This window comes from Streptomyces neyagawaensis (genome assembly GCF_023516595.1).
Classification (GTDB): domain Bacteria; phylum Actinomycetota; class Actinomycetes; order Streptomycetales; family Streptomycetaceae; genus Streptomyces; species Streptomyces neyagawaensis.
Window position 1 is genome coordinate 1 of record NZ_JAMGBG010000058.1, and the last position, 26,975, is coordinate 26,975.

The following is a 26,975-nucleotide window of genomic DNA, read 5'->3' on the forward strand; positions in this document are numbered from 1 at the left end:
CGGCAGGTTCAGTTCGCGGGCCAGGGTCTCGTCCGCCCACTGTTGGGCCTTGGTACGGGAGACGGCTCCGTCGTAGGACGTGAGTTGTACGGCCAGGCCGTCCAGGAGGGCGGTGAGGCGGAGGGCTGATGCCTTCGGGTCGGGGCAGTGGAACTCCGCGGCGGCCGCGCCCTCCTCGATGAGGCCGGTGAGCGCGGCCTTCCACTGGAGGTCCAGGTCACGGGTGACCTCGCGGAGGGCGGGGTCGCGGAGGGAGACCGCCCAGCCCTCGATCCACAGGCGCCAGCCCTTGGCCTGGCCGGTGGGGGCGTACCAGCGGACGGCCGCCCGGAGGCGGCGCAGCGCCGTCGTGCGGCGGGCGATCAGCTTGCGGAGGTGGGCGAGGTCGCCCTCGGCGGCGTAGCGGAAGGCCTCGGAGACCAGCTTCTCCTTGGTCGAGAAGTGATAGAGCACCAAGGCGTTGCTCACACCGAGCGACGCGGCCACGTCGGCGATCCGTACCGCCGCCACGCCCCGCGCCTCGATCTGCTCGATGGCCGCCCGCAGCAGCTCCTCGCGCCGCTCGGCCACGCTCAACCTGACCCTGCCCACACGGCAACCCTACCCACGGGTCAGATCGGGCGGTGGCGCCCATAGCGTGCCTCGATGACGGGGAGGCGGTCGGCGGCGAGGGCATGGGCGGCCGCCCGGGGGGTCGTGCCGTCACGCTCGGCGCGCGACAGCATCAGGTCCACGAGGGCGCGCATGGAGCGGCGGGTGTGGTCGAAGGAGCTGCGCGCGTCCGGGGCGATGTCGCCGAACAGGGTCCACCACCACCAGGCGTTCGTGCCGGAGTTGACGACCACGTCGGGCAGGACCGTCACCCCGCGGGCGGTGAGCAGGGCCTCGGCCTCGGGGAGCACCGGCATGTTGGCCGCCTCGACGATCAGACGGGCGGTGATCCGCCCCTGGTTCTCCGGGTCGATCGCGTACGAGACGGCCGCGGGGACCAGGACGTCGGCGTCGACGGACAGCCAGGCGTCCGGGGAGGTCTCGCGGTCCTCCGGGCGGAGGGCGGAGCGGTCGACCGCGCCATGGGCGTCGCGCGCGGCGAGCAGGGCCTCGACGTCCAGACCGGCGGGGTTCGAGACGGTGCCCTTGATGTCGGCCACGGCGACGACCGTGAGGCCCGCCCGGGCGAGGAAGCGGGCGGTGGCGCCGCCCATGGTGCCCAGGCCCTGCACTGCGACCCGCGTCCCGGCGTACGGCGTGCAGGTCCGGTCCAGGGCCGTCAGGACGGATTCGGCGACCCCGCAGCCGCCCACCAGCTCGTCGAGCCCGATCCCGTCCACCTCGACGGCGAACGCGTCCGCCAGCCGCTGCCGGGCGGCCCGCTCGTCGTCCAGCAGGGGATAGACGGCCTGGACGGTCGAGACGAGACCCGCCTCCGCGGCCGCCCGGTCCACCAGGTCCTGGGAGAGCCCCAGGTCCTCGCCGGTCGTCCAGAACGCCTCGATGTACGGGCGCGTCGCCCGCAGATAACGCACCAGGACGCCGTACGCCTCCGGGTCCCGGGGATCGCAGTCGATTCCGCCCTTGGCGCCGCCCAGCGGGACGTAGCGGCCCTCCGGGTCGTAGTGCAGCGCCTCCTTCATGGTCATCCCGCGGGCCAGGCCGGCGACCTCGTCGAGGGTGCAGCCCGGCCGCATCCGCAGCCCGCCGCTGGCCACCCCGCGCACCAGCCGGTCCACCACGAGGAACCCGAGGCGGCCCGTGACGTGATCGGTCCAGGTCAGGGAGAGGTACGGGGCGGACATACGGGCTCCTGGAAGACGGCCGGAGGACGAGTGGCGGTGGCGAGCGGGAACGGATGGCGGGCGGACCGGGTTGTAGAAAGCAGGCGCCGGGTCCGCGCTACCGGGGGAACGGACGGCACTACTGAACCGTTGGTCAGTATGGCACCGTGCCCCCCGGATCGGGCGCGGTGCTGTCAGCAGGGCGGACCATAATGGAATGCCTCAGCGAATCCACCAGGAGGTGCCGTGTCCGGTTCCCGTTCGCAGAGCTCGGGGCTGCGTGTCCAGCCAGCCGCCTTCGGAGCGGTTCCGACCGGCGCCAGGCTGGAGCGGATCCGCCGGTCCCCGCACTTCTCGAACGGCGTGTTCGTGAACCCCGAGGGTGCCCGCATCGGACCCTCGCGCGGTGTCGCCCTGGAGATGGCCAAGGGGTACCTCCGCAAGGACGAGCGGGTCCGCCGGGCCCCCGCCGGTCTGATCCCCGTGCACTCCACGACCCTCGCCGACCTGGCCAGACCCCCGGCGAGCGGTCTACGCATCACATGGATGGGCCATTCCAGCGTGCTCGCCGAGATCGACGGGTACCGGGTGCTCTTCGACCCCGTCTGGGGTGAGCGCTGCTCCCCGTTCGCCTTCGCCGGACCCAAGCGGCTGCACCCCGCGCCGCTGCCCCTGGCCGCCCTCGGCCCGGTCGATGTCGTCGTCATCTCGCACGACCACTACGACCACCTCGACATGCCCACGATCAAGGGGCTGGCCGGCACGGACACGGTCTTCGCGGTCCCCCTCGGCGTCGGCGCCCATCTGGAGCACTGGGGTGTCTCCGAGGGCCGCATCCGCGAGCTGGACTGGAACGAGGCGACGAAGGTCGGCGGCCTCACCCTGACCGCGACCCCCGCCCGGCACTTCTGCGGCCGTGGCCTGCGCAACGCCCAGCAGACGCTGTGGGCGTCCTGGGTCGTCGCCGGTGACGAGCACCGGATCTACCACAGCGGGGACACCGGCTACTTCCAGGGCTTCCAGGACATCGGCGCCGAGCACGGCCCGTTCGACATCACCATGATCCAGATCGGCGCGTACAGCGAGTTCTGGCCCGACATCCACATGACGCCCGAGGAAGGGCTCCAGACACACCTCGACCTCCAGGGCGGCGGAACCGGCGGTGTGCTGCTGCCGATCCACTGGGCGACGTTCAACCTGGCGATGCACTCCTGGGCGGAGCCCGGCGAGCGCTCGCTGTGGGCCGCGCACGAGGCGGGGGTCACCCTGGCCACGCCGCGGCCGGGCGAGCCGTTCGAGCCGCGGAGCACGCCGCCGGCCGATCCGTGGTGGCGGTCCGTCGCCCGCCGGCCGGCCGACGGCTGGACCGCCTGGCCGCCCGTCGGGGAACAGCTCGATCTGGTCGCCGAGAGCTGACCCTTCGAAAGCCGACCCTTCGGAAAGGGACGACCGACATCGTCAACCCCGCAGAAATTCTCCCGACAGGGTGATTTTTCGATTGACGGCGAGGGCCGTGGAGCACATTGCTCCGCGGCCCTCGCTGCTATTTGACGACCCGTTCCGACCAGCTCTGATCGAAATGGTGTCGCACAAAGAAAGCGGCAAGAACACCCGTCCGAAGAAAGGTCGGTCTGCCGTGCGAAGCTACATACCAGAGCCGCGCGCTTTACGGGGCTCTTTGTCAACTGCGCACCGCACATGACGCGTTGGCGACTACTGTGAGTTGCCGTCGGTCGACGCGGTGCCGAATTCTTCGACTCTCCCGACCGACACGCGATGGCGCATGCCCAAGTCGCCCAGGCGCGGCACCCCCCACACCCAGACGGACCAGTACGAGGACGCTGATGTCTCACCTTCGCGCACCGGCCGCACGCGCAGACCGCCGTGAGGGCGGGCGGCACGGGCGATCGGCCACCCGTGCCGTCCCCGCGTTGCCCGAGATCCACATACGGCCACAACTGCTGCGTCTGGCGGTCCTGCCCCCCACCGCGGTGGCCCTCAGCGCCTGTGCCGCCGTGCTCTTCACCGTCCGCGCCGGCGCACACCGTCCCGGCCCCACCCTGTGGGCGGTGCTCGCCGGCACCGCCGCGGTCGCCCTCGCCGCCGTCCTGATCGCCGCCGTGGCCGCCGGCCGCACCGCCAGGTCCGTACGCGAACGCCTCGGCGCCCTGCGCGAGTCGAGCGCCAAAGGCGAGGAGGACCTGCGGACCCTTGTCGAGGCCCTCCGGCGCGGCGAGCAGCCGCCCGCCCGCGGCCCGCGCCCCAAGACCGGCCCGGACGCCGACGACTTCGGACTCCTCACAGCCGAACTGACCCGCGCCCACGACAGCGCCGTCACCGCCGTGGTCCAGGCCTCCCAGCTCTCCAGTCACGCGGGCAGCGAGCAGAAGCTGGAGGTCTTCGTGAACCTCGCCCGGCGGCTGCAGTCGCTGGTGCAGCGCGAGATCTCCATCCTCGACGACCTGGAGAACGAGATCGAGGACCCGGACCTGCTCAAGGGCCTCTTCCACGTCGACCACCTCGCCACCCGCATCCGCCGCCACGCCGAGAACCTCGCCGTCCTCGGCGGCGCCGTCTCCCGCCGCCAGTGGAGCAACCCCGTCCCCATGACCGAGGTGCTGCGCTCCGCGATCGCCGAGGTCGAGCAGTACTCACGGGTCAAGCTGGTACCCCCCGTCGACGGCACCCTGCGCGGCCACGCCGTCGCCGACGTCATCCACCTGCTGGCCGAACTCGTCGAGAACGCCACGGTGTTCTCCGCCCCCCACACCCAGGTCCTGCTCCGCGCCAACCTCGTCACCTCCGGACTCGCCGTCGAGGTGGAGGACCGGGGCCTCGGCATGCCCGTCACCGAGCAGAACAAGATGAACGCCCTGCTCGCCGACCCCGACCAGGTGAACGTCGCGAGCCTGCTCCAGGACGGCCGCACCGGCCTCTTCGTCGTCTCCCAGCTCGCCCGCCGCCACGGCATCCAGGTCCGCCTCCAGAGCAACATCTACGGCGGCGTCCAGGCCGCCTTCGTCGTCCCCCAGGGCCTGCTCGGCACCGACCAGTCCGCCCCCGACGACGTACCGCAGCCCCAGGCACAGACCCGGCAGCCCACCGGCGTCCGGCGACCGGGCACCGGCCCACGCCACGCCCAGCACCCCTCCGGGCCGCGGCCGGCCGCGCCCGGACCGGCGGACGGGCCCGCCCCCGCCCAGCAGTTCCCCACGACCCCGTCCGGCCGGCCGGCGCGGTCCGGGCGCCCCGACCCCGGCCCCGCCACCCCGGGCCCCACCCGTCCCTCCGTGCCCCGACAGCAGGGGCCGGGCCGCGGCAGCGCACAGCAGGGCCAACAGACGGGCCGAGGCGGCGGGCAGAACCACGGCACCGGACGCGGCGCCGGCCAGCAGGGCGCGGGCCGGACCGGGGGTATCACCCCGCTGCCGGTTCGTGGCGCGCGCGAGGACCGGCCCAACCCGTCCGAGGCCGTCCCCGGGATCCGCCCCGAGGACCGGCGCACCGTGGCCGACAACACCGGCACGCCCCCCACCCCGCGCGTCGGCGGCACGGTCCGCGGCACCATGGGCAAGCCCCAGCTGCCCCGGCGCCGCGCACAGCAGCACATCGTGCCCCAGCTGCGCGGCGGCCCCCCGCCGACGTCCCGCCAGGACCCCGAGCACTACGTCGGCCACGACCCCGGACTGATGGCCGCGTTCCAGCGCGGCATCGGCCTCGCCGAGGCCCGCCAGATGGAGAGCTCCGACTGGGACGCCGCCATGCTGGGCACGGCCTCCCTCGATCTGACGCCCCCGCACACCGTCACCGGCGGCGAGACCGTACGCCGGGACAGGGACCGCGGGGACGCGACGTCGCATTCCGGCGGCCGAGTGGATGCATTGCCCCACCTCGGCACCGGCCGCACCGACGCCCTCCACATGGAGCTGGCCCCCATGGACGCGCCGCACAAGGACGCGACCCAGCCGCTGAGCGGCCCCACCCGTGGCGCCACCCCCATAGCGCTACCGCCGCCGGCCCTCGACGCGGCACACGACCTGACGACCCGGCAAGACGGGAGCACACCGGCCGGATGAACACGCCCCTGCACACCCCCACCGCCGTCCCCTCCGCAGTGCCCACCCCCTCCGCTCCCGCAGACCTTCGGACCCCAAGGAGTCGATCCACCATGGCGAGCGATGCGCCGACCGGCCATGTATCCGATCTCGACTGGCTGATGAGCGGACTCGTGCAGCGAGTACCGCACACCACGAGCGCGGTGCTGCTGTCCTGCGACGGGCTCGTGAAGTCGGTCCACGGCCTCGACCCGGACAGCGCCGACCACATGGCGGCCCTGGCCTCCGGCCTCTACTCCCTCGGACGCAGCGCGGGCATCCGCTTCGGCGACGGCGGCGACGTACGCCAGGTCGTCGTCGAACTCGACTCGATGCTGCTGTTCGTCTCCACCGCGGGCTCCGGCACCTGCCTCGCCGTGCTCGCCGGACGCGAGGCCGACGCGGCGGTCCTCGGCTACGAGATGGCGATGCTGGTCAAGAGCGTCCGCCCGTATCTGGTCACCCAGCCCCGCCAGGCCGTCGAACCCTCGGCGATGAGGCCTTGAACGTGGCCGCGTCCGGCGACGGGCCCCTGTACGACGACGCCGCCGGGCGCCTCGTCCGGCCCTACACCGTCATCAACGGCCGGACCCGGCCGACCACCGCGCTCGATCTCCTCTCACAGGTGATGGCCACCGGGGCGACCCCCCTCGGCTATCTCGGCCCCGAGCACGCACAGGCCCTCGACCTGTGCCGGGCACCCGTCTCGGTCGCCGAGATCGCCGCCCACCTCAAGTTGCCGGCGACGGTGACCAAGGTGCTGCTGTCCGACCTCGTCGACTGCGGGGCCCTCACCACCAAGCCCCCGGTTTTCCACCACAACCCGACAGACCGGTCTCTTCTGGAGGCAGTGCTCGATGGACTACGACGACAGCTCTGACCCCTTCCCCACCGCACTCAAAATCCTGGTGGCGGGAGGGTTCGGGGTCGGCAAGACGACCTTCGTCGGCGCGGTGAGCGAGATCGCGCCGCTGAGCACGGAGGAACTGCTCACCACGGTGAGCGCGGCGACCGACAGCCTCGAGGGCATCGAGAACAAGGTCGAGACGACCGTGGCCATGGACTTCGGCCGCATCACCCTCGATCCGCGGCATGTGCTCTATCTGTTCGGCACACCCGGACAGCAGCGCTTCTGGTTCATGTGGGACGAGCTCTCCGAGGGCGCCCTCGGCGCGGTCATCCTCGCCGACACCCGGCGCCTGGAGGACTGTTTCGCCGCGGTGGACTTCTTCGAACAGCGCGGCCTCGGATTCATCGTCGCCGTCAACGAGTTCGACGGGTCCTACCGCTACGACCCCGACGAAGTGCGCGCGGCGCTCGATCTCGACCCGGAGATCCCGGTCGTCTGCTGCGACGCCCGGATCTCCAGCTCCGGCGTGCAGACCCTGCTCACCCTCGTGCGGCACCTCCTCGCGCACACCCCGGCCGAACTCCCGAGCCGTGGGGCCCACACGTGACGTACGACCCGCCCCGTCCCGTCGGCCGGCTGCTGCTCACTCCCGAGGACCGGGACGCCCCCGAGCGTGTACGGCGGCTGCGGCTGCTGGGGCTCGGCGAGCACCCGGAGCCCGCCTTCGACGCCTTCGCGGACCGGCTCGCCGAGGTCGCCTCCGTGCCGTACGCGATGGTCAACTTCATCGACGAGAACCGCCAGTTCTTCGCGGGCCTGCACGCCCCGGCGAAGGCCACCGGTGACGCCCCCGCGCTCGGAACGGCCCGCCACCTGGCCCGCGACCACGGCTTCTGCCCCCATGTGGTGGTCCGCCGCAAGGCGCTCGTCCTGGAGAACGTCGCCGACTACCCGAGATTCGCCGGCAACCCGATCGTCGACGACCACGGCATCCGCTCCTACCTCGGCGCCCCGCTCATCGACCGCACGGGCCTCGCCCTCGGCACGGTCTGCGTCCTCGACGTCCAGCCCCGGCCGTGGGGCAGGGGCGGCCTGGACACCATCAAGGCGATGGCGGCGGAGCTCGCCGGGCGGATCGAGGGGCGGGAGGCGCTGCCCTGAGGACGCCGTCCTCGACCCCGGGAAACGGCACGGCACTTCATGGCGGATCCGGGCAGCCCGCGCCTCCGGCGGGGGAGCGGGCGTACGAACGGGTGAATGAACGCGGTCGGGGCGGGCGGGGTGTGAAGGAAAGCTGCGGCGGAGGTTAAGAAAACCTCGATGGACCCAGGGGGCCGCCGTACGGCAGATTGCTCGGTGATCCCACCCCTCTCCCCGGTACGGGCGTACATGTCATGCCCTGCCGCGGGACCGCACCCACAGGAGCCGTGGCGTTGAAGGCGCTGGTCAAGGAGAAGGCGGAGCCCGGACTCTGGCTCGTGGACGTACCGGAGCCGGAGATCGGCCCCGGAGACGTACTGATCAAGGTGCTGCGGACCGGTATCTGCGGTACCGACCTGCACATCCGGTCCTGGGACGGCTGGGCCCGGCAGACCATCAGCACCCCGCTCGTGGTCGGCCACGAGTTCGTGGGCGAGGTCGTCGACACCGGCCGTGACGTCGTGGACATCAAGGCCGGCGACCGGGTCAGCGGCGAGGGCCACCTGGTGTGCGGCAAGTGCCGCAACTGTCTCGCCGGGCGCCGCCATCTGTGCCGTGCCACCGTCGGCCTGGGCGTGGGGCGCGACGGCGCGTTCGCGGAGTACGTGGCGCTGCCCGCGTCCAATGTGTGGGTGCACCGCGTCCCCGTGGACCTGGACGTCGCGGCGATCTTCGACCCGTTCGGCAACGCCGTGCACACCGCGCTGTCCTTCCCGCTCGTCGGGGAGGACGTCCTGATCACCGGGGCGGGCCCCATCGGGCTGATGGCCGCCGCCGTCGCCCGGCACGCCGGCGCGCGGCACGTCGTGGTCACGGACGTCAGCGAGGACCGGCTGGAACTCGCCCGCAAGATCGGCGTCAGCCTGGCGATCGACGTCTCCGCGTCGAGCATTGCCGAGGGGCAGCGCCAACTCGGGCTGCGCGAGGGCTTCGACATCGGCCTGGAGATGTCGGGCAACCCCGCCGCGATGCGCGACATGATCGCCAACATGACGCACGGCGGCCGGATCGCCATGCTCGGACTGCCGTCCGAGGAGTTCGCCGTCGACTGGTCCCGGATCGTCACCTCCATGATCACGATCAAGGGCATCTACGGCCGGGAGATGTTCGAGACCTGGTACGCCATGTCGGTGCTCCTGGAGGGCGGCCTCGACCTCGCCCCGGTGATCACCGGACGCTACGGCTACCGCGACCACGAGGCGGCCTTCGCGGACGCGGCGAGCGGACGCGGCGGCAAGGTCATCCTCGACTGGACCGCGTAGACCACCGGCCCGGCGGACCGGACGCGGGAACCGCCGATACCGGTGCCGATGCCGCCGCACCGCGCAAGCAATCCGTATCTCCGGGCCCGTACCGCCGGGCCCGCACCCCTGGGAGCCTTCCGATGTTCGACTCCGTGCGCGACGACCTCCGCGCCACCCTCGACGAGATCCGCGCCGCCGGACTGCACAAGCCCGAGCGCGTCATCGGCACCCCGCAGTCCGCGACGGTGAACGTCACCGCCGGCGGCCGCCCCGGCGAGGTGCTCAACTTCTGCGCGAACAACTACCTCGGTCTCGCCGACCACCCCGAGGTCGTCGCCGCCGCCCACGAGGCCCTCGACCGCTGGGGCTACGGTATGGCCTCCGTCCGCTTCATCTGCGGAACGCAGGAGGTGCACAAGGAGTTGGAGGCACGGCTGTCGGCGTTCCTCGGCCAGGAGGACACCATCCTGTACTCCTCCTGCTTCGACGCCAACGGCGGAGTCTTCGAGACCCTCCTCGGCCCCGAGGACGCCGTGATCTCCGACGCCCTCAACCACGCCTCCATCATCGACGGCATCCGCCTGTCGAAGGCCCGCCGCTACCGCTACGCCAACCGCGATCTCGCGGACCTGGAACGGCAGTTGAAGGAGGCCACCGAAGGCGGCGCCCGGCGGAAGCTGATCGTCACGGACGGCGTCTTCTCCATGGACGGATATGTGGCACCGCTCGGCGAGATCTGCGACCTCGCCGACCGCCACGACGCCATGGTCATGGTCGACGACTCCCACGCCGTCGGCTTCACCGGCCCCGGCGGCCGCGGCACCCCCGAGCTGCACGGCGTCATGGACCGCGTCGACATCATCACCGGCACCCTCGGCAAGGCGCTCGGCGGCGCCTCCGGCGGTTACGTCGCCGCCCGCGCCGAGATCGTCGCCCTGCTGCGGCAGCGGTCCCGCCCGTACCTGTTCTCGAACACCCTCGCCCCGGTGATCGCAGCGGCGTCCCTGAAGGTCCTCGACCTCCTCGAAGCGGCCGACGACCTGCGGGTCCGGCTCGCCGAGAACACGGCGCTGTTCCGCCGTCGGATGACCGAGGAGGGCTTCGACATCCTCCCCGGCGACCACCCCATCGCGCCCGTGATGATCGGCGACGCGGCGAGGGCGGGCCGGCTGGCCGAGCTGCTCCTGGAACGCGGCGTGTACGTGATCGGCTTCTCCTACCCGGTCGTCCCGCAGGGCCAGGCACGCATCCGCGTACAGCTGTCCGCGGCGCACTCGACGGATGACGTGAACCGGGCGGTGGACGCGTTCGTCGCCGCGCGCGCCGAGCTGGAGGGCGAGGGGGAGGGCTGACCGGCCGCGAGGTACCGGGTTGGCCGAGCTGAAGGGCTGGGCGGGAGGTACCGGGAAGGTGGCCGGGAGGGCTGACCTGGAGTAACGGGAAGGGTGGGCCGGGAGCGCTGAGCTGACCGGTCCGGGGAAAAGCGTGGGTTTGAGAGAATCGGTCCCATGATCGAGGCACGGCGGCTCCACATCCTCCGTGCGGTGGCCGACCACCGCACGGTGACGGCGGCTGCCGCCGCGCTCTATCTCACCCCGTCCGCCGTCTCCCAGCAGCTCACCGCGCTGGAGCAGGAGACCGGTCACCGGCTGGTCGAGCGGAGCGCGAAGGGCGTACGGCTCACCCCGGCAGGCGAGATCCTGCTGAGCCACACCAATGCCGTCCTCGCCCAGCTGGAGCGGGCCGAGGCGGAGCTGGCCGCGTACCGCTCGGGCGCGGCCGGCACGGTCACGGTCGCCTCCTTCGCCACCGGGATCGCCCAGGTCGTCGCACCCGCCGTGGCCCGCCTCGCCGTGTCTTCCCCCGGTATACGCCTCCGCGTGCAGGACGCCGAGGGCGACGCGAGCCTCCCGATGGTCCTGGACCGGCAGGTCGACATAGCGGTGGCCGTGGAGTACCGGGGCGCACCCGCCGCCGACGACCCCCGGCTCACCCATGTCCCGCTGTACGCCGAGCCCTTCGACGCGGTCGTGCCCCTGAACCACCGGCTGGCCGACGTCGAGGAGGTGCCGCTCGCGGACCTGGCGAAGGATCCGTGGATCGGCCCGTACCCCGGCAACCCCTGCCATGACGTGGTCGTCCTGGCCTGCGAGAACGCCGGCTTCCAGCCCCGCCTGGAGCACTCCTCCGACGACTTCCGCGCCGTTGTCGCCCTCGCCTCCGCCGACGCGGGCGTGGCCCTCGTACCACGCTCCGCCCTGCGCGGCATGGACCTCACCGCGGTGGTCGTCCGCCCCGTCGACGGAGTGGCCCCCACCCGTCGCGTCTTCGCCGCGGTGCGACGGGGGGCGGAGGGCCACCCGCTGATCCAGCCGGTGCTGGAGGCGCTGGGGGAGGCGGCGGGATAGGTCGGGGTCCGGCGGGGCCGGTGCACATCGGCACATCGGCTTCCTCTGTCTCTGTTGTCTCTGTCGTGCGTCCCGTTTCTGGGATAACATCCCGAATATGGGAATCACGGAGGAGGTGCTGGACCCCGTCGACATCCGCCTCGCCGCTCGTCTCGCCGAGTTGCGGGCCGAACGGGGCTGGTCGTTGGGGGAGTTGGCCGAGCGCAGCGGGGTGAGTCGTTCGACGTTGTCCCGCGCGGAGCGGGCCGAGACCAGCCCGACGGCGGCGCTGCTGAACCGCCTCTGCCACGTGTACGGCCGGACCATGTCCCAGCTGCTCAGCGAGGTGGAGGGCGAGCCCGTCACCGTAGTCCGCGCGGCCGACCAGGTCGTCTGGGAGGACAAGGCGTCCGGCTTCGTACGGAGGTCGGTGTCGCCGCCCGCGGCCGGACTGCGCGGGGAACTGGTCGAGGGACGGCTCACCGCGGGCGCCGACATCGCGTACGACGGCCCGTCCGTCCCCGGACTTGAACAGCACATCTGGGTCCTGACGGGCGCCCTCTCGGTGACGGACCGGGGCGTGGAGCATGAACTGGCCGCCGGGGACTGTCTGCGGATGAGGGTCTGGGGGCCGGTGCGCTTCAGATGTCCGGGTCCGGAGGAGGCGCGGTACGCGCTGGTGGTGGTCGAACCGTGATCGCGATCGAGCGGCTCGACGACCGCCCTCGACTGCTGGCGGCCGTGGAGGAGTTGGCGGACCTCCTGGTCCACACCGTGAACGGCGGGGCCTCCGTCGGCTTTCTCGCGCCGCTCGACCGCGCGGCTGCCACGGCCTGGTGGCGGGGGCGTGCCGACGCGGCCCTGACGGGGGAACTCGCCGTGTGGGTGGCGCGTGACGGGGGTCGGCTGATCGGCACCGTGAGCCTCGTCTTCCCGGACAAGCCCAACAGCCGCCACCGGGCCGAGCTGGTGAAGCTGATGGTCCACCCGGACGGGCGGGGGCAGGGCGTCGGCAAGGCGCTGCTCGCGACGGCCGAGCGGGCGGCCGTCGACGCCGGTGTCACCCTGCTCCACCTCGACACGGAGACCGACAGCCCGGCCGAGTACGTCTACGCCAAGGCGGGCTGGACGCGGATCGGGGCGATCCCCGACTATGCGGCGGATCCCTACGGAAGCCTGCGGCCGACGTCGATCTACTACAAGCGGGTCGGGTCGGCGGCGGATGACGCCGCGGGGGCGGCGGCTCCCGCCGGGTGATTGTCAGTGGTGGCCGCTACTGTGCGTCGCATGCCGGATGCTGAAGACGTACGACGTGTCGCCCTCTCGCTGCCCGACACCACCGAGAAGGTCGCCTGGAACATGCCGACCTTCCGGGTCGCGGGCAAGATGTTCGCGACGCTGCCCGAGGACGAGACGTCCATCGCCGTGCGCTGCCCCAAGGAGGAGCGCGACGAGTTGGTGCTGGCCGAGCCGGAGAAGTTCTGGATCGCCGACCACGAGGCGGGGTTCGCCTGGGTACGGGTGAGGCTGTCCGCCCTGGAGGGCGAGCCGGAACTGCGCGACATCCTCGCCGACTCCTGGCGCCAGGCAGCCCCGAGCCGCCTCCTCGGCACCTACCCCGAACTGGGAATACCGGCCGCCGAGTAGGGGCCGTTCGCGCTGGTGGGGGTGCCGGTGGTGGTCACGGTGCTGTGCGTGGTCGGGCGGAGCACGGCCACGTCGTGGGCCGGTGCCGGCCAGACTTGGACGAGGTACCACTCGGTGACCTGATCACCGACCTGGTCGGGGGCCGGGTCGGTGGGGGTGTGCCGGCCGCGGGCATGAACGCGCAGCCGGTAGGTGCCGGGGCCGTCGAACGACAGGACGGGCAGTTCCTCGGTCAGGTCGTCCATCATGCCGCGGACCATGAGCTCGCCGGAGGCGGCGTGTGCGGAGATCTCCACGATGTCCTGCCATCCGCCGTCGTCCGGCGCGGGCTCGGCCCGGTGCAGCGTGACGGTGACGTCGACGTCGCCCGTGTGGATTCCGGTCATCACGACGATGACTCCATCGACCACGCGCACCAGCCCGTTGTGCCCGCGCGGCACATCGGGCCCGGTCGGACCGTCCTCATCGCTGATGTCGAACTGGTGGTACTGAACGGGGACGCCTCCCCGGCCGCGTCCAACCTCGCTTGTGCACGGGGGGTCAATGACCGGCTGCCTTGGCTGCGGCGAGGCGGCGCGATCGTCTGCGGGGCCCATACCTTCGCCCTGGGAATCCGGTCCGAACATGATGACCACTGTGCACGAAGATGTCGGCCGTCGTGGGCTCATGCGGTACACCCCGGCCGAAGAAGGGCGCGGCACGGCCCGGCCCGTTGCGGACCGGGCCCGGGGGAGGGGGATAACCGGGTCAGGCGCTGACGCTTGCCTCCAGGAAGCCGTCGATGCGCCTGCGCAGTGAGGGTGCGTCCAAGCCGTGGGCGGTCACGTGTTCCTCGATCTGTCCGTAGCGTCGCAGCTCCCGGCGACCGACGCCGAGGCCCAGTACGCGGTGGGGCACATCGGCGAGCGCGTCGTTCGCGGCGGCCGTGGACGTGCCCGCCAGATACGGCTCCACCAGCACCACATCGGTCCCCGCCGCCTCGGTCGCCCGGCGCAGCACGCCCGCGTCGAAGGGGCGCACGGTGGTCGCGTACAGCACCGTCACATCGAGCCCCTCCGTCGCCGCGAGCACCGCGTCGAGCATCGGCCCGACGGCGACGACCACCCCGCGGCGCCCCTCGCGCACCGTGAGGAACCGCTGACCGTCCACCGCCAGCGCGCGCCCGTTCGACTGTACGGACAGGCGGACGTACACCTTGTCGTCCTTGGTCTCGCCCGCGCCGATCGCGTGGCGCAGCAGCGTCTCGGCCTCGTCGGGGTGCCCCGGCACATGCACCGTCCAGCCGTCGAGCGTGTCGAGCAGGGCCACGTCGCCCGGTGCCATGTGCGTGTAGCCGCCGGCGGGCCAGTCGAAGGAGGCGGCGGCGCTCACCAGGACCGCGCCCACGTTCTGGTGCCCGAGATCCAGCTTGACCTGCTCGAAAGGTCGCTCCACCAGAAAGCTGGCGAAGGTGTGCATCACCGGTCGCATCCCGGTCAGCGCCAGTCCCGCGCCCGTGCCGATCAGCAGCTGTTCACGGATGCCGACGTTGACGACCCGGTCCGGATGTCGTCGCTCCGCCTCCGCGAAGCCGTCCCTGCCGATCTCGGCGAGGACCACCGCGACCCTGGGGTCCTCGTCGAGCAGCCGGGTGACGACAGGGGCGAAGCGTTCCCGCATGGTGTCCATGACCGCGGAGTGTCCTTTCGGAAGGGGGAGGAGAAGGGCTGGAGGGGAGGAGAGAGGGAGAGAGCCGTGAAGGGGGGCGCTCCGGCCCGGTCAGGTTCGGCTGGGTGCGGGGGCGTTCTTCGGTTCCACACGGGCCACCACGACCCGGGGGCGGCCCGGGTGCGGGGCGGTGAACGCGGCGTGGAGTGCCTCGTGGTTCCGGCCGTCCACCGTCTCCGCGGACCAGCCCGCCGCCTCGAACCGCGCGGCGATGCCGCCGGGCCGGGCGTGGCTGGCGGAGGAGTTGTCGATCACGATCGTGTGGAGCCGGTCGAGTCCGGCCGGGCCCGCGAACGCGATCGCCTCGTGATTGCTGCCCTCGTCCAGCTCGGCGTCCCCGATGAGCACCCACACCGCCGGATCGGGCCGCCCCTGGGCGCGCAGGCCGAGCGCCGTCCCCACCGCGATCGGCAGGCCGTGGCCGAGCGAGCCGCTGCCGATCTCGGCGCCCGGCACGAGCACCCGGTCCGGGTGGTGGCCGAGCGGCGAGTCGTACGAGCCGAATCCGGGCAGCCACTCGACCGGGAGGAAACCCTTGGCGGCGAGCACCGCGTAGTACGCCATCGGGCCGTGCCCCTTCGAGAGCAGGAACCGATCGCGCTCCGGGTCGTCCAGCCGCTCCGGTCCCACCCGCAGCACCCGGTCGTACAGCACCCACAGCGCGTCCAGTGTGGACGTCGCTGCGGGGCCGTGCTTCTCGGCGCCCGTCATCAGCGCCATGAGCCGGGGCAGATCCGTGAAGCCGTAGGTTCGTTCCGTCGTGGTCGTCATGCTGAGCAGCGTGCTACCTCAACCAAAGTTGAGGTCAAGTGGTGATCGGGCACGGGTTCTCGGCCCCGCCGAGCCGGCCCGCCGGCCGGTCGCGCACGGGATAAACGGGTGCGCGATCACCGGCCTGAGTGCGGTATTGTTTCCGTGCGCGTTCGGCCAGGGGAAAGCCCAGGTCAGGCGGGCAACGGGACGTGGCGCAGCTTGGTAGCGCACTTGACTGGGGGTCAAGGGGTCGCAGGTTCAAATCCTGTCGTCCCGACTCGTATGAGTCGCAGGTCAGGGCCGGTTTCGGAGGCATCCGAAACCGGCCCTTGATCATTCTTGGGGACCAGTTGGGGACCGGCGTCCTTGACCGGGGTCAGCGAGTCATGACGATCGGGCCCGGCAGGGAGCGCGGTGCGCGGGGCACAACCGGACTCGTACCTCTGGGTAACGGCCGTACCCGTACTGGAGGCGCTCGACATCCAGATAGTGTTCGGCCGGCGCGGCACCGGCACCCTGTCCGTCGACTGCGTCAGCAGATCCCGCGCTCATCGTCTCCACGGCCTTCCGGCAGTCGACGCACAACGCCCCGGAGCTGCGGGGGAGGGTGTGGTGCCACCCGCCCGCGCCCCGGGGCGCCGTGCTCGTGCTGGACCCGCCGGCCGTCAGTTGTCTTCCGGCATGGGCGCGTCCTGGGCTTTCCTCATCCGCTCAGGCGTCCAGTAGTCCCGGACCTTCTCCGGATCCTGCCGTACCTCGTTGACGGTGGTCCCCGAGTCGGGCTGCGGCTCGGGTTCTGCCGCGGTGGCCGCGGTACGCCAGGCGGTCACCGCGACGACGGCTGCGACGAGGGCGGCGGCTGCTGCCCAGCGGCTCAGACTGCTGCGACGCACAGGGCCTTCTCCTTGGTCCGATTCCGTGTCGGGTCTGTCAGGTTACGCCGCCCTGGGCGTCGTACATGCCCTTGACGCCGTCATCGAAGTAGGAGGACCGGTTCCAGCCGTCGGAGTTGACCGTGCTCATCACCCCGTTGACGGAACCGAGTCCGTTCGAGTCGTTGAACTCACGCAGCCATGGTCCACCACTGGAACCGCCGCCGAAGTTGCACTGGAGCTCGATGCGACCGTCACTGACTGCCCGTGTCGTGCCCGTGCACGCCCATTGGATCTCCCCGCCGTCGTGGTTCCCGGGATAGCCGAAGATCGTGACGGCCTGCTGGCGCGAGAAGTTCCAGCTCAGTCCGTGGCCGCCGGTGACATTGACGATCTTGTTCCCGTTGAGCGGCCAGGTGGTCACCATCGCCACGTCCCGCCTGAGATCGCTGTCATTGATCCAGGCGGTGAAGGTACGCATCTGCTTCGCGGCGAAGGTGCCGAAGGGACGCGCCCCGGAGCGGTAACGCGGCACATAGACCCAGTTGGTCATCCAGGTACCGCCCCTGCCGCCGTGCACGCAGTGCCCGGCCGTGATCACCATCTGCTTCGAGCTACTGTTCAGCGCGCTCGCCGAACACGCGTAGGTGCCGCCGGTGCTGGGGTCGGTGAAGAACACCTTGCCCACCGCGGCGGATTCGTTGATGCGCGGGGCCTTGACGGCGGAACGCGGCGGGGCGGACGGAACCGATCCCGGCTTCCCGGTGGGGCCGGCCGACTTCGTGGCGTCCGGCCTCGGCGCGGCGGGCGCCTTGTCGAGCGAGACGGCCTTCGCCATCCGCTCCGGCGTCCAGAAGCGCTCCAGCGCGGCGATGTCCTTCGCCGAGTCGACCGGAGCGCCGTTCGACAGCCGTGCCGACCGACCGACGCTCGCCGCCTCGCTCCCCGAGGCGGTGAGCGCACCGGCGGTGGCCCGGGTCTGTGCCGCGGCCAGGGCGGGTGCCGCCTCGGCGGCCGTTCCCGTACCGATCAATGCCAGTACGGTGGCCGCGGCCAGCGGGAGTATCGAGTGTCTGAGACTGCGCACTAACTGCTCCTTCGATCGTCGTTGGAGTGCGTTCGGTGCGGTGCGTTCGCTGCACGGCTGTCGTCGCCGTGCGTGCGTTGCACAGCTGTCGCGGCCGTGCCGGCTACGGAGGCATGGCCGATCAGCGTGTGGAGCACAGCGAACCTAGGTGGGTCGAGTACATGCCAAACAGCCTCAGTTCGGCCGCGCTGCTCCCCGCCGCGAGGGACCCATGTATTCGGTCGGTCCGAATCGCCGCTTGTTTCACGGATCGCCGAGTCCTGGGCGATGCCGTGTCGTCGGTCGTGCACGCTCTCGGGTGAACGGCATGCGGACGGGCAGGTTGCGCCCCGGGGGGTGATGGGGACGGCCACGTCCGGCCGACCCCGATGACACACCGATGGCGGCACCGCAGTCGCACGTCGGTCTGACCGCTAATCGGCCGGGGACGAGGTGCGTCAGGGCAACCGTGACGAACACCAATGGCTGGTTTACGGCCTCGGCGGACGGGCCGGTCCCCGCTCCTGAGCGCGGAGGGCGTATGTCACAGCAGGTACGACATCAGCGAACTTGGGGTCCCATTCGGGTTGGACGCAGGCAAGTTGCCAGTTATCGGTGCCAGTTGGCATATCACGGTGTGTAGTGCTGCGCGCTGTCCGGATTTCACCGGTACAGAGCGACAACGTTGAACCTCGCGCGGCAGAAGGCCGAGATCACGCTCGTTGCCTTGGGAACGTCTTGGGAGCGTCTTGGGATCGCCTGGGGTCGCCGGGGAGATGTGCGTTCAGCGCCGGGCGGGACAAGGGCTGGACGACCCGGTTGGGATGCCGCGCATTCGGCCCGCAGCTGAGCCCCGGAAGACGCCCGACGGCGCCTGTGGAACACGGAGGCGCCCGATGGTTCGGACGGAGCGAAGGCGGCGGCACGCAGTACGAAGATCCTCCTGCTCACGCACGAGACGATCGCCGGCGAACTTGGAATGCGCTCGACTCTCACTCCTGGGGGTCAAGCGGTCGCCGGTTCAAATCCCTGTCGTCCCGACTTCGCGAAGTCGAAGGTCAGAGGCCGCTTCAGACGAGATCTGAGGCGGCCTTCTCCTGTGTCCGGAGCCATCCTTGGGCATGCTGCACTCCAGATCCGAGCAACCGGGCACCGGGGAGGCATCGCATGAGGATCGTCATCACGGGGGGCTTCGGCTTTCTGGGGCGGCTGGTCGCCGGCGCGTTGGTGGAGAGGCGGACGTTCCGTGGGGCGCCGATCGAGCGTCTGGTGCTCGCCGATCGGGTCGTGCCGGACGGGGAGCACTTGGCGTCCGACCCGCTTGTGGAGGTCGTACGGGGCGAGCTGGCCGACCGGCTCGACACCGTGTTCGCGGAGCCCGTTGACCTGGTCATCCATCTCGCCGCCGCCGTCTCCGCCGAGTGCGAGGCCGACTTCGACCTCGGCATGCGCGCGAACCTCGACACCACCCGCGCCCTCCTCGAAGCCGTCCGGACCCAGTCGTTGGCCGGCGGGCCGACCCCGCGGCTCGTGTTCTCCAGCAGCGTGGCGGTCTACGGCCCCGACCCGGCGCTGCCGCTCCCGCCCGTCGTCAACGAAGCGACCCTGCCCACGCCACGCTCCAGCTACGGCATCCAGAAGCTCATCTGCGAGCAGCTGATCGCGGACCACACCCGGCGCGGGTTCGTCGACGGACGGGTCGCCCGCCTGATGACCGTCGCCGTGCGGCCCGGCAAGCCGAACGCGGCCGCCTCCGGGTTCCTCTCCGGCATCATCCGCGAACCCCTTGCGGGCCTCCCCGCCGTCTGCCCCGTACGGCCCGGCCTGCGCGTGGCCCTCGCCTCCCCGCGCCGCACCGTCGCGGCCCTGTTGCTCCTCGCGGAGGTCGAGCGCGGCACCGGACCGGGGAAGCTCGACGGGGGACTGCCGGTCAACCTTCCGGCGCTCACCGTCTCCGTCGCCGAGATGATCGCCACGCTGCGGCAGGTCGCCGGTGACGCCGTCGCCGACCTGGTCACCGTCGCCCCCGACCCCGCCGTCGAGGCCATCGTGGGCTCGTGGCCGTCCGCCTTCGACCACTCCCGCGCCGCCGCGCTGGGGCTGGAGCCCGACCCGGACTTCGCGTCGGTCGTACGCGACCACCTTGCCGGTTCCCCGAGGGAATCCTGATCGGCCGGCAGTCGTCCGGTCACGGGTGGGACTGTGGCCACAGCTTGCGCGACCTTCGCGTCCTGGGGGTCACGTGAACGGTCTACGTACGGTCCTCGTCTGCCTTGTGATCATGTGCGTCGCGGTGGTGTCACGCATCCCTCAGACTCGGCTGAACCGTCCCGGGGCCGGGCACCGGAACGGCCCGTGTGCCGGAGCGGTCGGTGCGTCGGGAAGGGGCGGTGCGGGGGAACGGGCCGGTGCGCCGGAACGGTCAGTCCTTCAGGGCGACCAGGACATGGCTGTCGCCGTACTGCCAGACAGGCGTGATGTGGGCGAAGCCCGCCGCGCGCAGGAGTTCTTCGTGGCATGCCAGGGGCAGATCGTTGTCGTTGCCGTCGTGGTTGCCGGACGCGGCCCGGCGCTTCTCGCGCTGCGCGAACAGGTCGGCCAGCTCCGGGTCCTCGGCTGCCGCGGCCCACCAGGCCCCCCAGTCCTCGTGCTCGGGGGTGCGCGACCGCTCGGCTCGCCTGCCGCCCACCACGGCGGTGAGGTCCGAGCACCGGCGGTCGTCCAGGGCGAAATGGTCGCCGTTGACGAGGGCCCCACCGGGCCGCAGCAGGGTGAACAGACTCCGGTACGTGCTCAGCAGGGTGGGCTCGGAGAGGTAGTGGAGGGCCGTGGTGGACACGACCGCGTCCAGGGGGCGGCCCAGGCCGAGGGCGTCGGTCCAGCCGGCTTCGCCGATGACGGCGTCGACGAAACGGGCGGCGTTCGCGTGGTGGGTGCGGCCGAGTTCGAGGAGCAGCGGGTCCATGTCCACGGCGACGATCTCGGCGTCCGGCAGCCGCGCGGCGAGCCGGGCGGCCATCGAACCCGGGCCGCAGCCGAGGTCGAGCAGGAGCGGCCGGGGCCGGTCGGTGGTGACGTGCTCGACGACGTCGGCGATGACCGTGAACCGTTCCTCGCGGGCGACGGCGTAGTGCTGCTGCTGGCGTTCCCAGCGGCCGATCCACACCTCGGCCGTCTCCATGCTCACGCCCATGGCTTCGCGTCGCCTCTTCCGTCTCGCACCGCCGGTTGTGATCAGAACCTACCGGTTATTGGAAACGGTTTCCATTCGCTGGGGTGCGGGACGCGGGGTGCGGCGTGCTGGTGGTGCTAGGTGTTGGTGGTGCCGGGTGCCGGGTGCCGGGTGCCGGGTGCCGGTACGGAGCGTGGGGTGCCCCGTTTACGCCAGCCCAGCCAGCACACCCAGCAACTCGTCGATCTCCCCCGCCGTGTTGTACACGTGCACGCTGACCCGCACCGAGCCGTCCCGTTTGTCGGTGCCGGCCTGGCAGAGGTTGTCGGCGCGGACCATGAAGCCGTGGCTGTACAGGATGAAGCCCAGGTCGTCCGAAGGGATGTCGCGGTGCCGGAAGGTGACGATGTCGTGGCGTCGCTGGATCCGGGAGTCGGCGGCCAGGCTGGCCCGGCAGCCGAGGACCTCGTACGGGGCGAGGTGGCACAGCCCCTCCGTGAAGCGGGCCGTGAGCGCCTGGGTCCAGCGGGCGATCCGGTCCGGGCCGGTGATGTCCAGCCAGTCCAGCGCGGCCTCCAGCGCCGCGATTCCCACCGTGTTGGGGGTGCCCTGCCAGCCGCCCGGCCGGAACTCCGGGCCCCGGTCGGGGGAGTTGCGGGCCCATACGGCCCCGGAGCCGGGCAGGGCCAGGGCCTTGTGCCCGGAGAACGCCACGAAGTCCACGTCGAGGCGGTCCACGGACAGTGGCACATGGCCGACCCCCTGCGCGGCGTCCAGGCAGATCGGCACGTGCGGGCCGACGGCCTCGCGGACGCGGTGCACGTTCATGTCGCCGCCGTACACGTGATGGACGTGGGTGACGGCGACGAAACGGGTGCGCGGGCCGATCACCGAGGGCAGCGCCCGGTGGTCGTAGTCGCCGGACGACTCCTGGTACGGCAGCGGCCTCACCCGTACGGTGACGCCCTGCCCCGCCAGCAGGTCCCGGACCTCCAGCCAGGGGTCCAGATTGGCCCGGTGGTCGGCGAAGGGGACGAGGATCTCGTCGCCGTCCGACAGGAGCCCCGCGAGCCAGTCGCGGGCGATGGTCCGCAGCCCCTCGGTGGTACCGCCGGTGAAGTGGACGCCCGAGCGGTCCGGCGCGGGGTCGCCGAGGAAGTCCTTGACGCGCCGCCGGGTGCGCTCCACCAGGGCCGTGGTGCGGTTGGCCCAGGGGTAACCGCCGCGCCCCGCATTGGCGTTGGCGGTCGTCAGGTAGGTCTGTACGGCGTCCAGGACGGCACGCGGCTTCTGCGTGGTGGCCGCGCTGTCGAAGTAGGTGACGTCCGGGTGCGCGGTGATGATGGGGAACTGCTCCCGCACCGCACGCTGCCAGTCGGCCAGCTCCTCCAGATCGGTTCCCGGCATGGCTCAGTCCCTCACCAGCGGGGCGTCGGCGTCGCGCCACGCGACGATCCCGCCGGACAGGCTGCGGACGTCGGGGTGGCCCATACGGGTCAGCAGTGCCGCGTACCGGGCCGACTTCTCGCCGACCGGACAGGCCAGCAGCACCGGCTGCCGTTTGCTGAACGGCAGGCCGCCGCGGACGAGTTCCTCGAACAGCTCGTCGGTGATGTTGACCGACCCGTCGATGTGCAGCGCGGCGTACGCCTGAGGCCCGCGCAGATCCACCACCAGCGGCCGGGGCGCGCCGTCCTCGATCCACCGCCGTGCCTCCGCCACCTCGATCACGGCGGCCTCCGCCCGCACCTCCGCGTCGGACAGGGCCGACGCCGAGTGCCGGCGGGCAGGGCGGCACAGCAGCTCGGGGCGGCGCTGCCGTACGTACCCGAGGTAGCTCTCGGCGCGGTCGCAGACGATGAAGACCGCCGTCCGCCGCTCACCCTCCGCCAACTCCGCGTCCAGCGGGCGGAGATGGCGTACCGCGCCGTGGAAGGCGGCGCCGCCCGTGGGACCGGTCAGCAGTCCGCAGCGGCGGATCAGGGTCAGCATCCCGTCGATGGCCTCGTCGGCGGTCACCGACTCGATCGTGTCGTACGTCGCCGGGTCGAACAGACCCACCTGGTGCACCTCGTCGATGGTGCGGATACCGGGGATGAAGTCCGACTTGTGGGCGACGAGGCCGACCACCCGTACGCCGGGGTCGTGTTCGCGCAGGACGCGGGCCACGCCGGTGGAGGAGCCCGCCGTGCCCACGCAGGCCACGAACCAGTCGGGGGCCCGGCCGTCGAGGTCCTTGACGATCTCCGGGCCGGTGCCCGCCGCGTGGGCCTCGGTGTTGCGCGGGTTGAAGTACTGGTCCGTGTGCAGATACGTGTCGTCCCGGCCGACGAGGGTCTGGTGGAAACGGGTCAGCGGGTCGTCGGTGTCGGTCGGGTCGAGACACTCGCTCTGCCCCGGCAGCTCCTCGATCTCCGCGCCCAGCAGCAGAAGCAGGTCCTTGATCTCGGGGACCCGCATCCGGTTGGTGACGCTCTTGAAGCGCAGGCCGTGCATCCCCGCCAGCAGCGCCAGGGCCTTGGCGGTGTTGCCGCTCGACAGCTCCACGACCGTCGCCCCGCGCTCCGCCGCCGAGGCCAGACCGGGCCCGGCCATGTGCCAGGCGGCCCGGTCCTTCACCGAGCCGAACGGATTGAGCATCTCCAGCTTGGCGTACAGGTCGATGTGGCGCAGCCCGTGCACGGCCGGGTCGATCCGCACCAGCGGCGTGTTGCCGATGGCCTCCGTGATGCTGTCGTACCTCATGAAACCGGTCCACCCGCTTCCGTGATCGGCCAGTACTCCTCGTCGAGACGCCACCTCCAGGAGTCCCGCTCCCGGGTGACGGCGACCGTGCGGGCGAGCGGCTGCCGCTGCGCACGGTGGGCGTGGAAGTCCATCGCGTACCCGGCGGTGTTGGCGAACGCCAACAGGTCGCCGACGGACGGCGGTCGGGGCAGGTGGACCCTGCGGCGGGTGATCAGATCGGCCTCCAGGCAGAGATTGCCCGCGAGATAGACCCCCACCGGCCCCTCGTCGGCGTCCGCGTGCGCTCCCGGGCGGGGGACGAGGACCGGGTCGACGAGCACCCCGTGCTCCTCCAGGCTGACGTCACCGGCGTTCATGCCGAGCCGTACCAGCAGGTCGCCCGAGTCCGCGTCGGCCCGGCGTACGTCGAGGACCCGCGCCAGCGTCAGTCCGCACTGGTCGACCAGGGCCCTGCCCGGCTCGACGGCCAGGTCGTAGAGGTGCTCCAGGAGCAGGGTGGCCGCCGGGCGGCCCGAGGCGGGGGCGGGGTGGCGGAGCAGTTCGTCGAGGTAGCCGGGGCCGGCGGTCGGGCGGTGGGCCGGGTAGAGCGCCGGTGCTCCGCGCAGGGTGCCGCCCTCGTTGCGCAGCCCGTAGCCGTGGCCGCGCCAGGTCAGGGCGGGGCGGGTGCCGAGCACCGCCTCGGCCAGCTCGGTGGTGTAGCGCTCCCACTGGGCGGCGTCGGCGACGTACCCGACGCCGAAGCCGCCGCCGATGTCGATGACCCGGGGGTCCAGGCCGCGGGCGCGGCACGCGTCCATGACGGCGACGCATGTCTCCAGCGCGACGGCCTTCTCCGCGATGCCGGTGGTGTCCAGGTGGTAGGCGACCCCCGTCAACCGGACCGCGTCCGCGTGCCGCTCGACCGCGTCCAGCAGGGAGTCCACCTCGCGCACGGGTGAGCCGAAGCGGCTGCGCCGGAAGAGGACCCGGGTGCCCGACGCCGCGGACGGGGACGACTCGAACTCCGACAGCCGCAGCAGGACATCGACGCGCGGCAGGTCGTACTTCCGTACCAGGGCGGCCAGTTGATCCAGCTCGGCGGGGGAGTCGAGGTTGACGCGGGCGCCGGTGCGGGCGGCCAGCCACAGGAACTCGGGGTCCTTGGGCCCGGTGGCCATGATCCGGTCGGGGGTGAAGCCGCACTCCAGCGCGTGCCGCAGCTCGCCCAGCGAGGCGACGTCGATGCCCACCGCGGCCGGGTCGGTCGCCGTCAGCCGCCGCACCAGGCTGTGCGCCTGGTTGGCCTTGTGCGCGTAGTACACCCGGCCGCCGAGGCGGTGGTCGCGGTAGACGGCTCGGAAGCCGGCCGCGTTGTCCGCGATCCGGTCGGGCAGCAGCACGTTGAGCGGTGAGCCGAGCGAGTCGGCGAGCATGTGCAGGAAGGGCGCGGCTTCCAGTAACGCGTCGAGCGGTGGTTCCAGTCGTGGTCGCAGATACAAAGGCGTACGCACGGCAGGCGGCCCCCTCTGGTGTGCACCGGCGATGGCGGCTCCCGGCAGTCGAGGACCGCCGTGGAGTACCGGCAGGCCTCACACAGCCGTTCGGGGATCAGCATTTCCCGGCGAATGTCCCTTTAAGCCCTGGGATGCGCCATGGTCTCCGCCATCCTGAGGGCGGGGAGGCACCGTCCGGCGACGGGTTCACGCCGGGGTGCCCGCGGGGCGCGGGGCGGCGCGTACGGTGGCGACAGTGCCGTTGGCGTATGCGACGTGCGGAACCGCGAGCGGGACACCCACAGGGGGCCCTTCCCCGCACGGCCGGCACACCCCGCCCCGGCCGTCCGCCGACCGGCGCCGACCCCGGGCGCACGGTGGCGGGTCGCGTCGCTCCGCGTGTTCCCGGTGGACCGGACAGAGTGCCGCTCGCTTTGATGGGGGTGGCGCGAGCCCCGCGCCACCCGGGGGTGAGCCAACCCCCACCGCACACGCGCCGGAGTGGAGCTGCCATGGTGACGGATCGGTACGGCAACCCCCTGTTCGAGTGCACCGCCGAGGCGGCGGCGCATCTGGACCGGGCCGTGGAAGGGCTGCTGTTCTTCCGCCCCGAGTTCCCCACCGCGGTCGCCGACGCCGTCGCGGCATCCCCCACGGCACCGCTCGCCCAGGCGTTCTCCGCCTACCTGGGCGTGCTCGGCACCGAGCCGCGCGACGCGGCCGAGGCCCGCCGCCGCTTCACCGCGTACGCCGCCGGCCTCGACCGTTCGGCGCTGCCCCGCCGGGAACGCATGCACCTCGCGGCGGCGGAGGCCTGGCTCGGCGGCGACCTGGGCACGGCGGCCCACGTCCTCGAAGAACTCGTCGTGGAGTACCCTCGCGACCCGCTGGCCCTCGCGGTCGGCCACCAACTGGACTTCTTCACCGGCGACGCGACCCGCCTGCGGGACCGGATCGGCGGGGCCCTCCCGGCCTGGGACGCCGACGACCCCCACCGCGGGCCCCTGATGGGCATGTACGCGTTCGGGCTGGAGGAGTCCGGGCACTACGACCGCGCCCAGGAGTTCGCCCTCGCCGCCGTGGAGCGGAACCCCCGTGACGTCTGGGCCATCCACGCCGTCGTCCACGTCCACGAGATGCGCGGCCGGTTCGCCGACGGCATCGACTACCTCGACGCGCGACTCGACGACTGGGCGAGCGGCACCCTCCTGACCGTGCACAGCTGGTGGCACTACGCCCTCTACGCGCTGGAGGCCGGCGACACCGACACGGCCATCCGGATCTACGACGCCGTACTGCACCACAAGGACTCCAGCGGCTTCGTCATGGAACTCCTCGACGCCGCCTCCCTGTTGTGGCGGTTCCTCCTCGCCGACCTGGACCAGGACGCCCGCTGGCAGGCTCTCGCCGACGCCTGGGCGGCCCGCGCCGACCCGCCGTACTACGCCTTCAACGACGTGCACGCCGTCATGGCGTTCGCCGGTGCGGGCCGACTGGCCGAGGCGGACGCGTTCCTCGCCGAACGGCGACGCTGGCTGGAACACGAGGACGCCCACCGGACCACCAACCACGTGATGACCGCCGAGATCGGGCTGCCCGTCGGCGAGGCGCTGGTCGCGTACGTCCGAGGAGACCACGAGACGGTGGTCGACCTGCTGTGGCCGCTCCGCCGCCGCGTGCACACCTTCGGCGGCAGCCACGCCCAGCGGGACGCCGTCCAGCGCACCCTCCTGGAGTCGGCCCTGCGCGCCGGACGCGCCGACCTGGCCGGCCGGCTCCTCGGGGAGCGCGCCGGACTGAGCCCGCACAGCCCCTACAACTGGCTGCGCCAGGCCCGGCTCGCCGACACACTCGGCGAGGCCGGCCGCGCCGCCGTCGCTCGCGACACGGCGAACGAGCTGGCCGCGCCCGCCGCGGCCCGGCTGAACCGGCAGCTGCACCGGCCGTATCTCGCCCGCACTCCCTGAGGGGCCGCCGCTCAGGGGGCG

At 72.0% G+C, this 26,975-nt stretch carries 25 protein-coding genes and 1 tRNA gene; 15 read left to right on the forward strand and 11 right to left on the reverse strand.

What is annotated here, in order from left to right; genetic code table 11:
* Together M8J73_RS24840 and M8J73_RS24845 are read right to left on the reverse strand one after the other, a co-directional pair.
* The coding region (locus M8J73_RS24840; RefSeq protein WP_249829071.1) for a TetR/AcrR family transcriptional regulator at positions 1 to 591 on the reverse strand (591 nt) is incomplete at its 3' end.
* Positions 592 to 611: 20 nt separating this feature from the next.
* Positions 612 to 1,796 carry a Glu/Leu/Phe/Val dehydrogenase dimerization domain-containing protein gene (locus M8J73_RS24845; RefSeq protein WP_055537630.1) on the reverse strand — a complete coding sequence of 395 codons (1,185 nt, stop codon included), beginning with the start codon at positions 1,794 to 1,796 and terminating at the stop codon, positions 612 to 614.
* Positions 1,797 to 2,021: 225 nt separating this feature from the next.
* Here M8J73_RS24845 and M8J73_RS24850 point away from each other — a divergent pair, with 225 nt between their 5' ends.
* From M8J73_RS24850 to M8J73_RS24905, 12 genes are all read left to right on the forward strand, one after another.
* Positions 2,022 to 3,191 carry an MBL fold metallo-hydrolase gene (locus M8J73_RS24850; protein WP_079054711.1) on the forward strand — a complete coding sequence of 390 codons (1,170 nt, stop codon included), beginning with the start codon at positions 2,022 to 2,024 and terminating at the stop codon, positions 3,189 to 3,191.
* A 428-nt stretch (positions 3,192 to 3,619) separates the two neighbouring features.
* On the forward strand, positions 3,620 to 5,851 hold the full coding sequence (locus tag M8J73_RS24855; RefSeq protein WP_249829072.1) for an ATP-binding protein: 2,232 nt from the start codon (positions 3,620 to 3,622) through the stop codon (positions 5,849 to 5,851).
* Positions 5,852 to 5,943: 92 nt separating this feature from the next.
* Entirely contained in the window at positions 5,944 to 6,375 is a 432-nt protein-coding gene (locus M8J73_RS24860; RefSeq protein ID WP_055542469.1) for a roadblock/LC7 domain-containing protein, read from the forward strand.
* 2 nt (positions 6,376 to 6,377) lie between these two features.
* Complete coding sequence (locus M8J73_RS24865) at positions 6,378 to 6,749, forward strand: DUF742 domain-containing protein (RefSeq protein WP_055542470.1); 372 nt, start codon at positions 6,378 to 6,380, stop codon at positions 6,747 to 6,749.
* Positions 6,727 to 7,326: a GTP-binding protein gene (locus M8J73_RS24870; protein ID WP_055542471.1), complete on the forward strand. Its 600-nt coding sequence runs from the start codon at positions 6,727 to 6,729 to the stop codon at positions 7,324 to 7,326. The genes M8J73_RS24865 and M8J73_RS24870 overlap by 23 nt, the downstream gene beginning before the upstream one ends.
* Positions 7,323 to 7,880 carry a GAF domain-containing protein gene (locus M8J73_RS24875; RefSeq protein ID WP_055542472.1) on the forward strand — a complete coding sequence of 186 codons (558 nt, stop codon included), beginning with the start codon at positions 7,323 to 7,325 and terminating at the stop codon, positions 7,878 to 7,880. Before M8J73_RS24870 ends, M8J73_RS24875 begins: the two co-directional genes overlap by 4 nt.
* A 272-nt stretch (positions 7,881 to 8,152) precedes the next feature.
* Positions 8,153 to 9,181, forward strand: a complete 1,029-nt coding sequence (tdh, locus tag M8J73_RS24880) for an L-threonine 3-dehydrogenase (RefSeq protein WP_055542473.1) — start codon at positions 8,153 to 8,155, stop codon at positions 9,179 to 9,181.
* Positions 9,182 to 9,303: 122 nt separating this feature from the next.
* The gene (locus tag M8J73_RS24885) at positions 9,304 to 10,515 is read left to right on the forward strand and encodes a glycine C-acetyltransferase (protein ID WP_249829073.1); all 1,212 of its coding nucleotides are present in this window, start codon (positions 9,304 to 9,306) and stop codon (positions 10,513 to 10,515) included.
* 156 nt (positions 10,516 to 10,671) lie between these two features.
* On the forward strand, positions 10,672 to 11,571 hold the full coding sequence (locus M8J73_RS24890) for a LysR family transcriptional regulator (RefSeq protein ID WP_249829074.1): 900 nt from the start codon (positions 10,672 to 10,674) through the stop codon (positions 11,569 to 11,571).
* Positions 11,572 to 11,668: 97 nt separating this feature from the next.
* On the forward strand, positions 11,669 to 12,247 hold the full coding sequence (locus M8J73_RS24895; RefSeq protein ID WP_249829075.1) for a helix-turn-helix domain-containing protein: 579 nt from the start codon (positions 11,669 to 11,671) through the stop codon (positions 12,245 to 12,247).
* Positions 12,247 to 12,807: a GNAT family N-acetyltransferase gene (locus tag M8J73_RS24900; RefSeq protein WP_249829078.1), complete on the forward strand. Its 561-nt coding sequence runs from the start codon at positions 12,247 to 12,249 to the stop codon at positions 12,805 to 12,807. Before M8J73_RS24895 ends, M8J73_RS24900 begins: the two co-directional genes overlap by 1 nt.
* A 30-nt stretch (positions 12,808 to 12,837) precedes the next feature.
* Positions 12,838 to 13,197, forward strand: a complete 360-nt coding sequence (locus tag M8J73_RS24905; RefSeq protein ID WP_055541218.1) for an MmcQ/YjbR family DNA-binding protein — start codon at positions 12,838 to 12,840, stop codon at positions 13,195 to 13,197.
* On the opposite strand, the gene M8J73_RS24910 is transcribed toward M8J73_RS24905, so the two are convergent.
* The 3 genes from M8J73_RS24910 to M8J73_RS24920 all read right to left on the reverse strand — a co-directional run bounded on the left by M8J73_RS24910 (position 13,164) and on the right by M8J73_RS24920 (position 15,675).
* The gene (locus tag M8J73_RS24910) at positions 13,164 to 13,583 is read right to left on the reverse strand and encodes a hypothetical protein (protein WP_157873268.1); all 420 of its coding nucleotides are present in this window, start codon (positions 13,581 to 13,583) and stop codon (positions 13,164 to 13,166) included. The genes M8J73_RS24905 and M8J73_RS24910 overlap by 34 nt on opposite strands.
* Before the next feature lie 361 nt (positions 13,584 to 13,944).
* The gene (locus M8J73_RS24915) at positions 13,945 to 14,865 is read right to left on the reverse strand and encodes a transketolase family protein (protein ID WP_055541216.1); all 921 of its coding nucleotides are present in this window, start codon (positions 14,863 to 14,865) and stop codon (positions 13,945 to 13,947) included.
* A gap of 90 nt (positions 14,866 to 14,955) precedes the next feature.
* Complete coding sequence (locus M8J73_RS24920) at positions 14,956 to 15,675, reverse strand: thiamine pyrophosphate-binding protein (protein ID WP_055541215.1); 720 nt, start codon at positions 15,673 to 15,675, stop codon at positions 14,956 to 14,958.
* 185 nt (positions 15,676 to 15,860) lie between these two features.
* Here M8J73_RS24920 and M8J73_RS24925 point away from each other — a divergent pair.
* Positions 15,861 to 15,934: transfer RNA gene (locus tag M8J73_RS24925), tRNA-Pro, on the forward strand.
* Between the two features lie 388 nt (positions 15,935 to 16,322).
* Here the strand turns inward: M8J73_RS24925 and M8J73_RS24930 are convergent.
* Both M8J73_RS24930 and M8J73_RS24935 read right to left on the reverse strand, forming a co-directional pair.
* Positions 16,323 to 16,550 carry a hypothetical protein gene (locus M8J73_RS24930; protein ID WP_055541214.1) on the reverse strand — a complete coding sequence of 76 codons (228 nt, stop codon included), beginning with the start codon at positions 16,548 to 16,550 and terminating at the stop codon, positions 16,323 to 16,325.
* 37 nt (positions 16,551 to 16,587) lie between these two features.
* Positions 16,588 to 17,616 (reverse strand): trypsin-like serine peptidase, encoded by a 1,029-nt coding sequence (locus M8J73_RS24935; RefSeq protein ID WP_055541213.1) that lies wholly within the window; start codon positions 17,614 to 17,616, stop codon positions 16,588 to 16,590.
* 1,146 nt (positions 17,617 to 18,762) lie between these two features.
* Between M8J73_RS24935 and denD the strand changes: the two genes are divergently transcribed.
* A complete protein-coding gene (denD, locus tag M8J73_RS24940) occupies positions 18,763 to 19,764 on the forward strand; it encodes a D-erythronate dehydrogenase (protein WP_055541212.1) in 1,002 nt (333 codons plus the stop codon).
* 253 nt (positions 19,765 to 20,017) lie between these two features.
* On the opposite strand, the gene M8J73_RS24945 is transcribed toward denD, so the two are convergent.
* The 4 genes from M8J73_RS24945 to M8J73_RS24960 form a co-directional block, all read right to left on the reverse strand.
* Positions 20,018 to 20,788 carry a class I SAM-dependent methyltransferase gene (locus tag M8J73_RS24945; RefSeq protein WP_055541211.1) on the reverse strand — a complete coding sequence of 257 codons (771 nt, stop codon included), beginning with the start codon at positions 20,786 to 20,788 and terminating at the stop codon, positions 20,018 to 20,020.
* A gap of 186 nt (positions 20,789 to 20,974) precedes the next feature.
* Complete coding sequence (locus tag M8J73_RS24950; protein ID WP_055541210.1) at positions 20,975 to 22,174, reverse strand: aminotransferase class V-fold PLP-dependent enzyme; 1,200 nt, start codon at positions 22,172 to 22,174, stop codon at positions 20,975 to 20,977.
* Between the two features lie 3 nt (positions 22,175 to 22,177).
* Positions 22,178 to 23,512 (reverse strand): pyridoxal-phosphate dependent enzyme, encoded by a 1,335-nt coding sequence (locus M8J73_RS24955; protein WP_055541209.1) that lies wholly within the window; start codon positions 23,510 to 23,512, stop codon positions 22,178 to 22,180.
* On the reverse strand, positions 23,509 to 24,975 hold the full coding sequence (locus tag M8J73_RS24960; protein WP_372504013.1) for a Y4yA family PLP-dependent enzyme: 1,467 nt from the start codon (positions 24,973 to 24,975) through the stop codon (positions 23,509 to 23,511). The genes M8J73_RS24955 and M8J73_RS24960 overlap by 4 nt, the downstream gene beginning before the upstream one ends.
* A gap of 524 nt (positions 24,976 to 25,499) precedes the next feature.
* Here M8J73_RS24960 and M8J73_RS24965 point away from each other — a divergent pair.
* Positions 25,500 to 26,954, forward strand: coding sequence for a tetratricopeptide repeat protein (locus M8J73_RS24965; protein ID WP_055542851.1), 1,455 nt, complete (start codon positions 25,500 to 25,502; stop codon positions 26,952 to 26,954).
* The last annotated feature ends 21 nt before the right edge of the window (positions 26,955 to 26,975 follow it).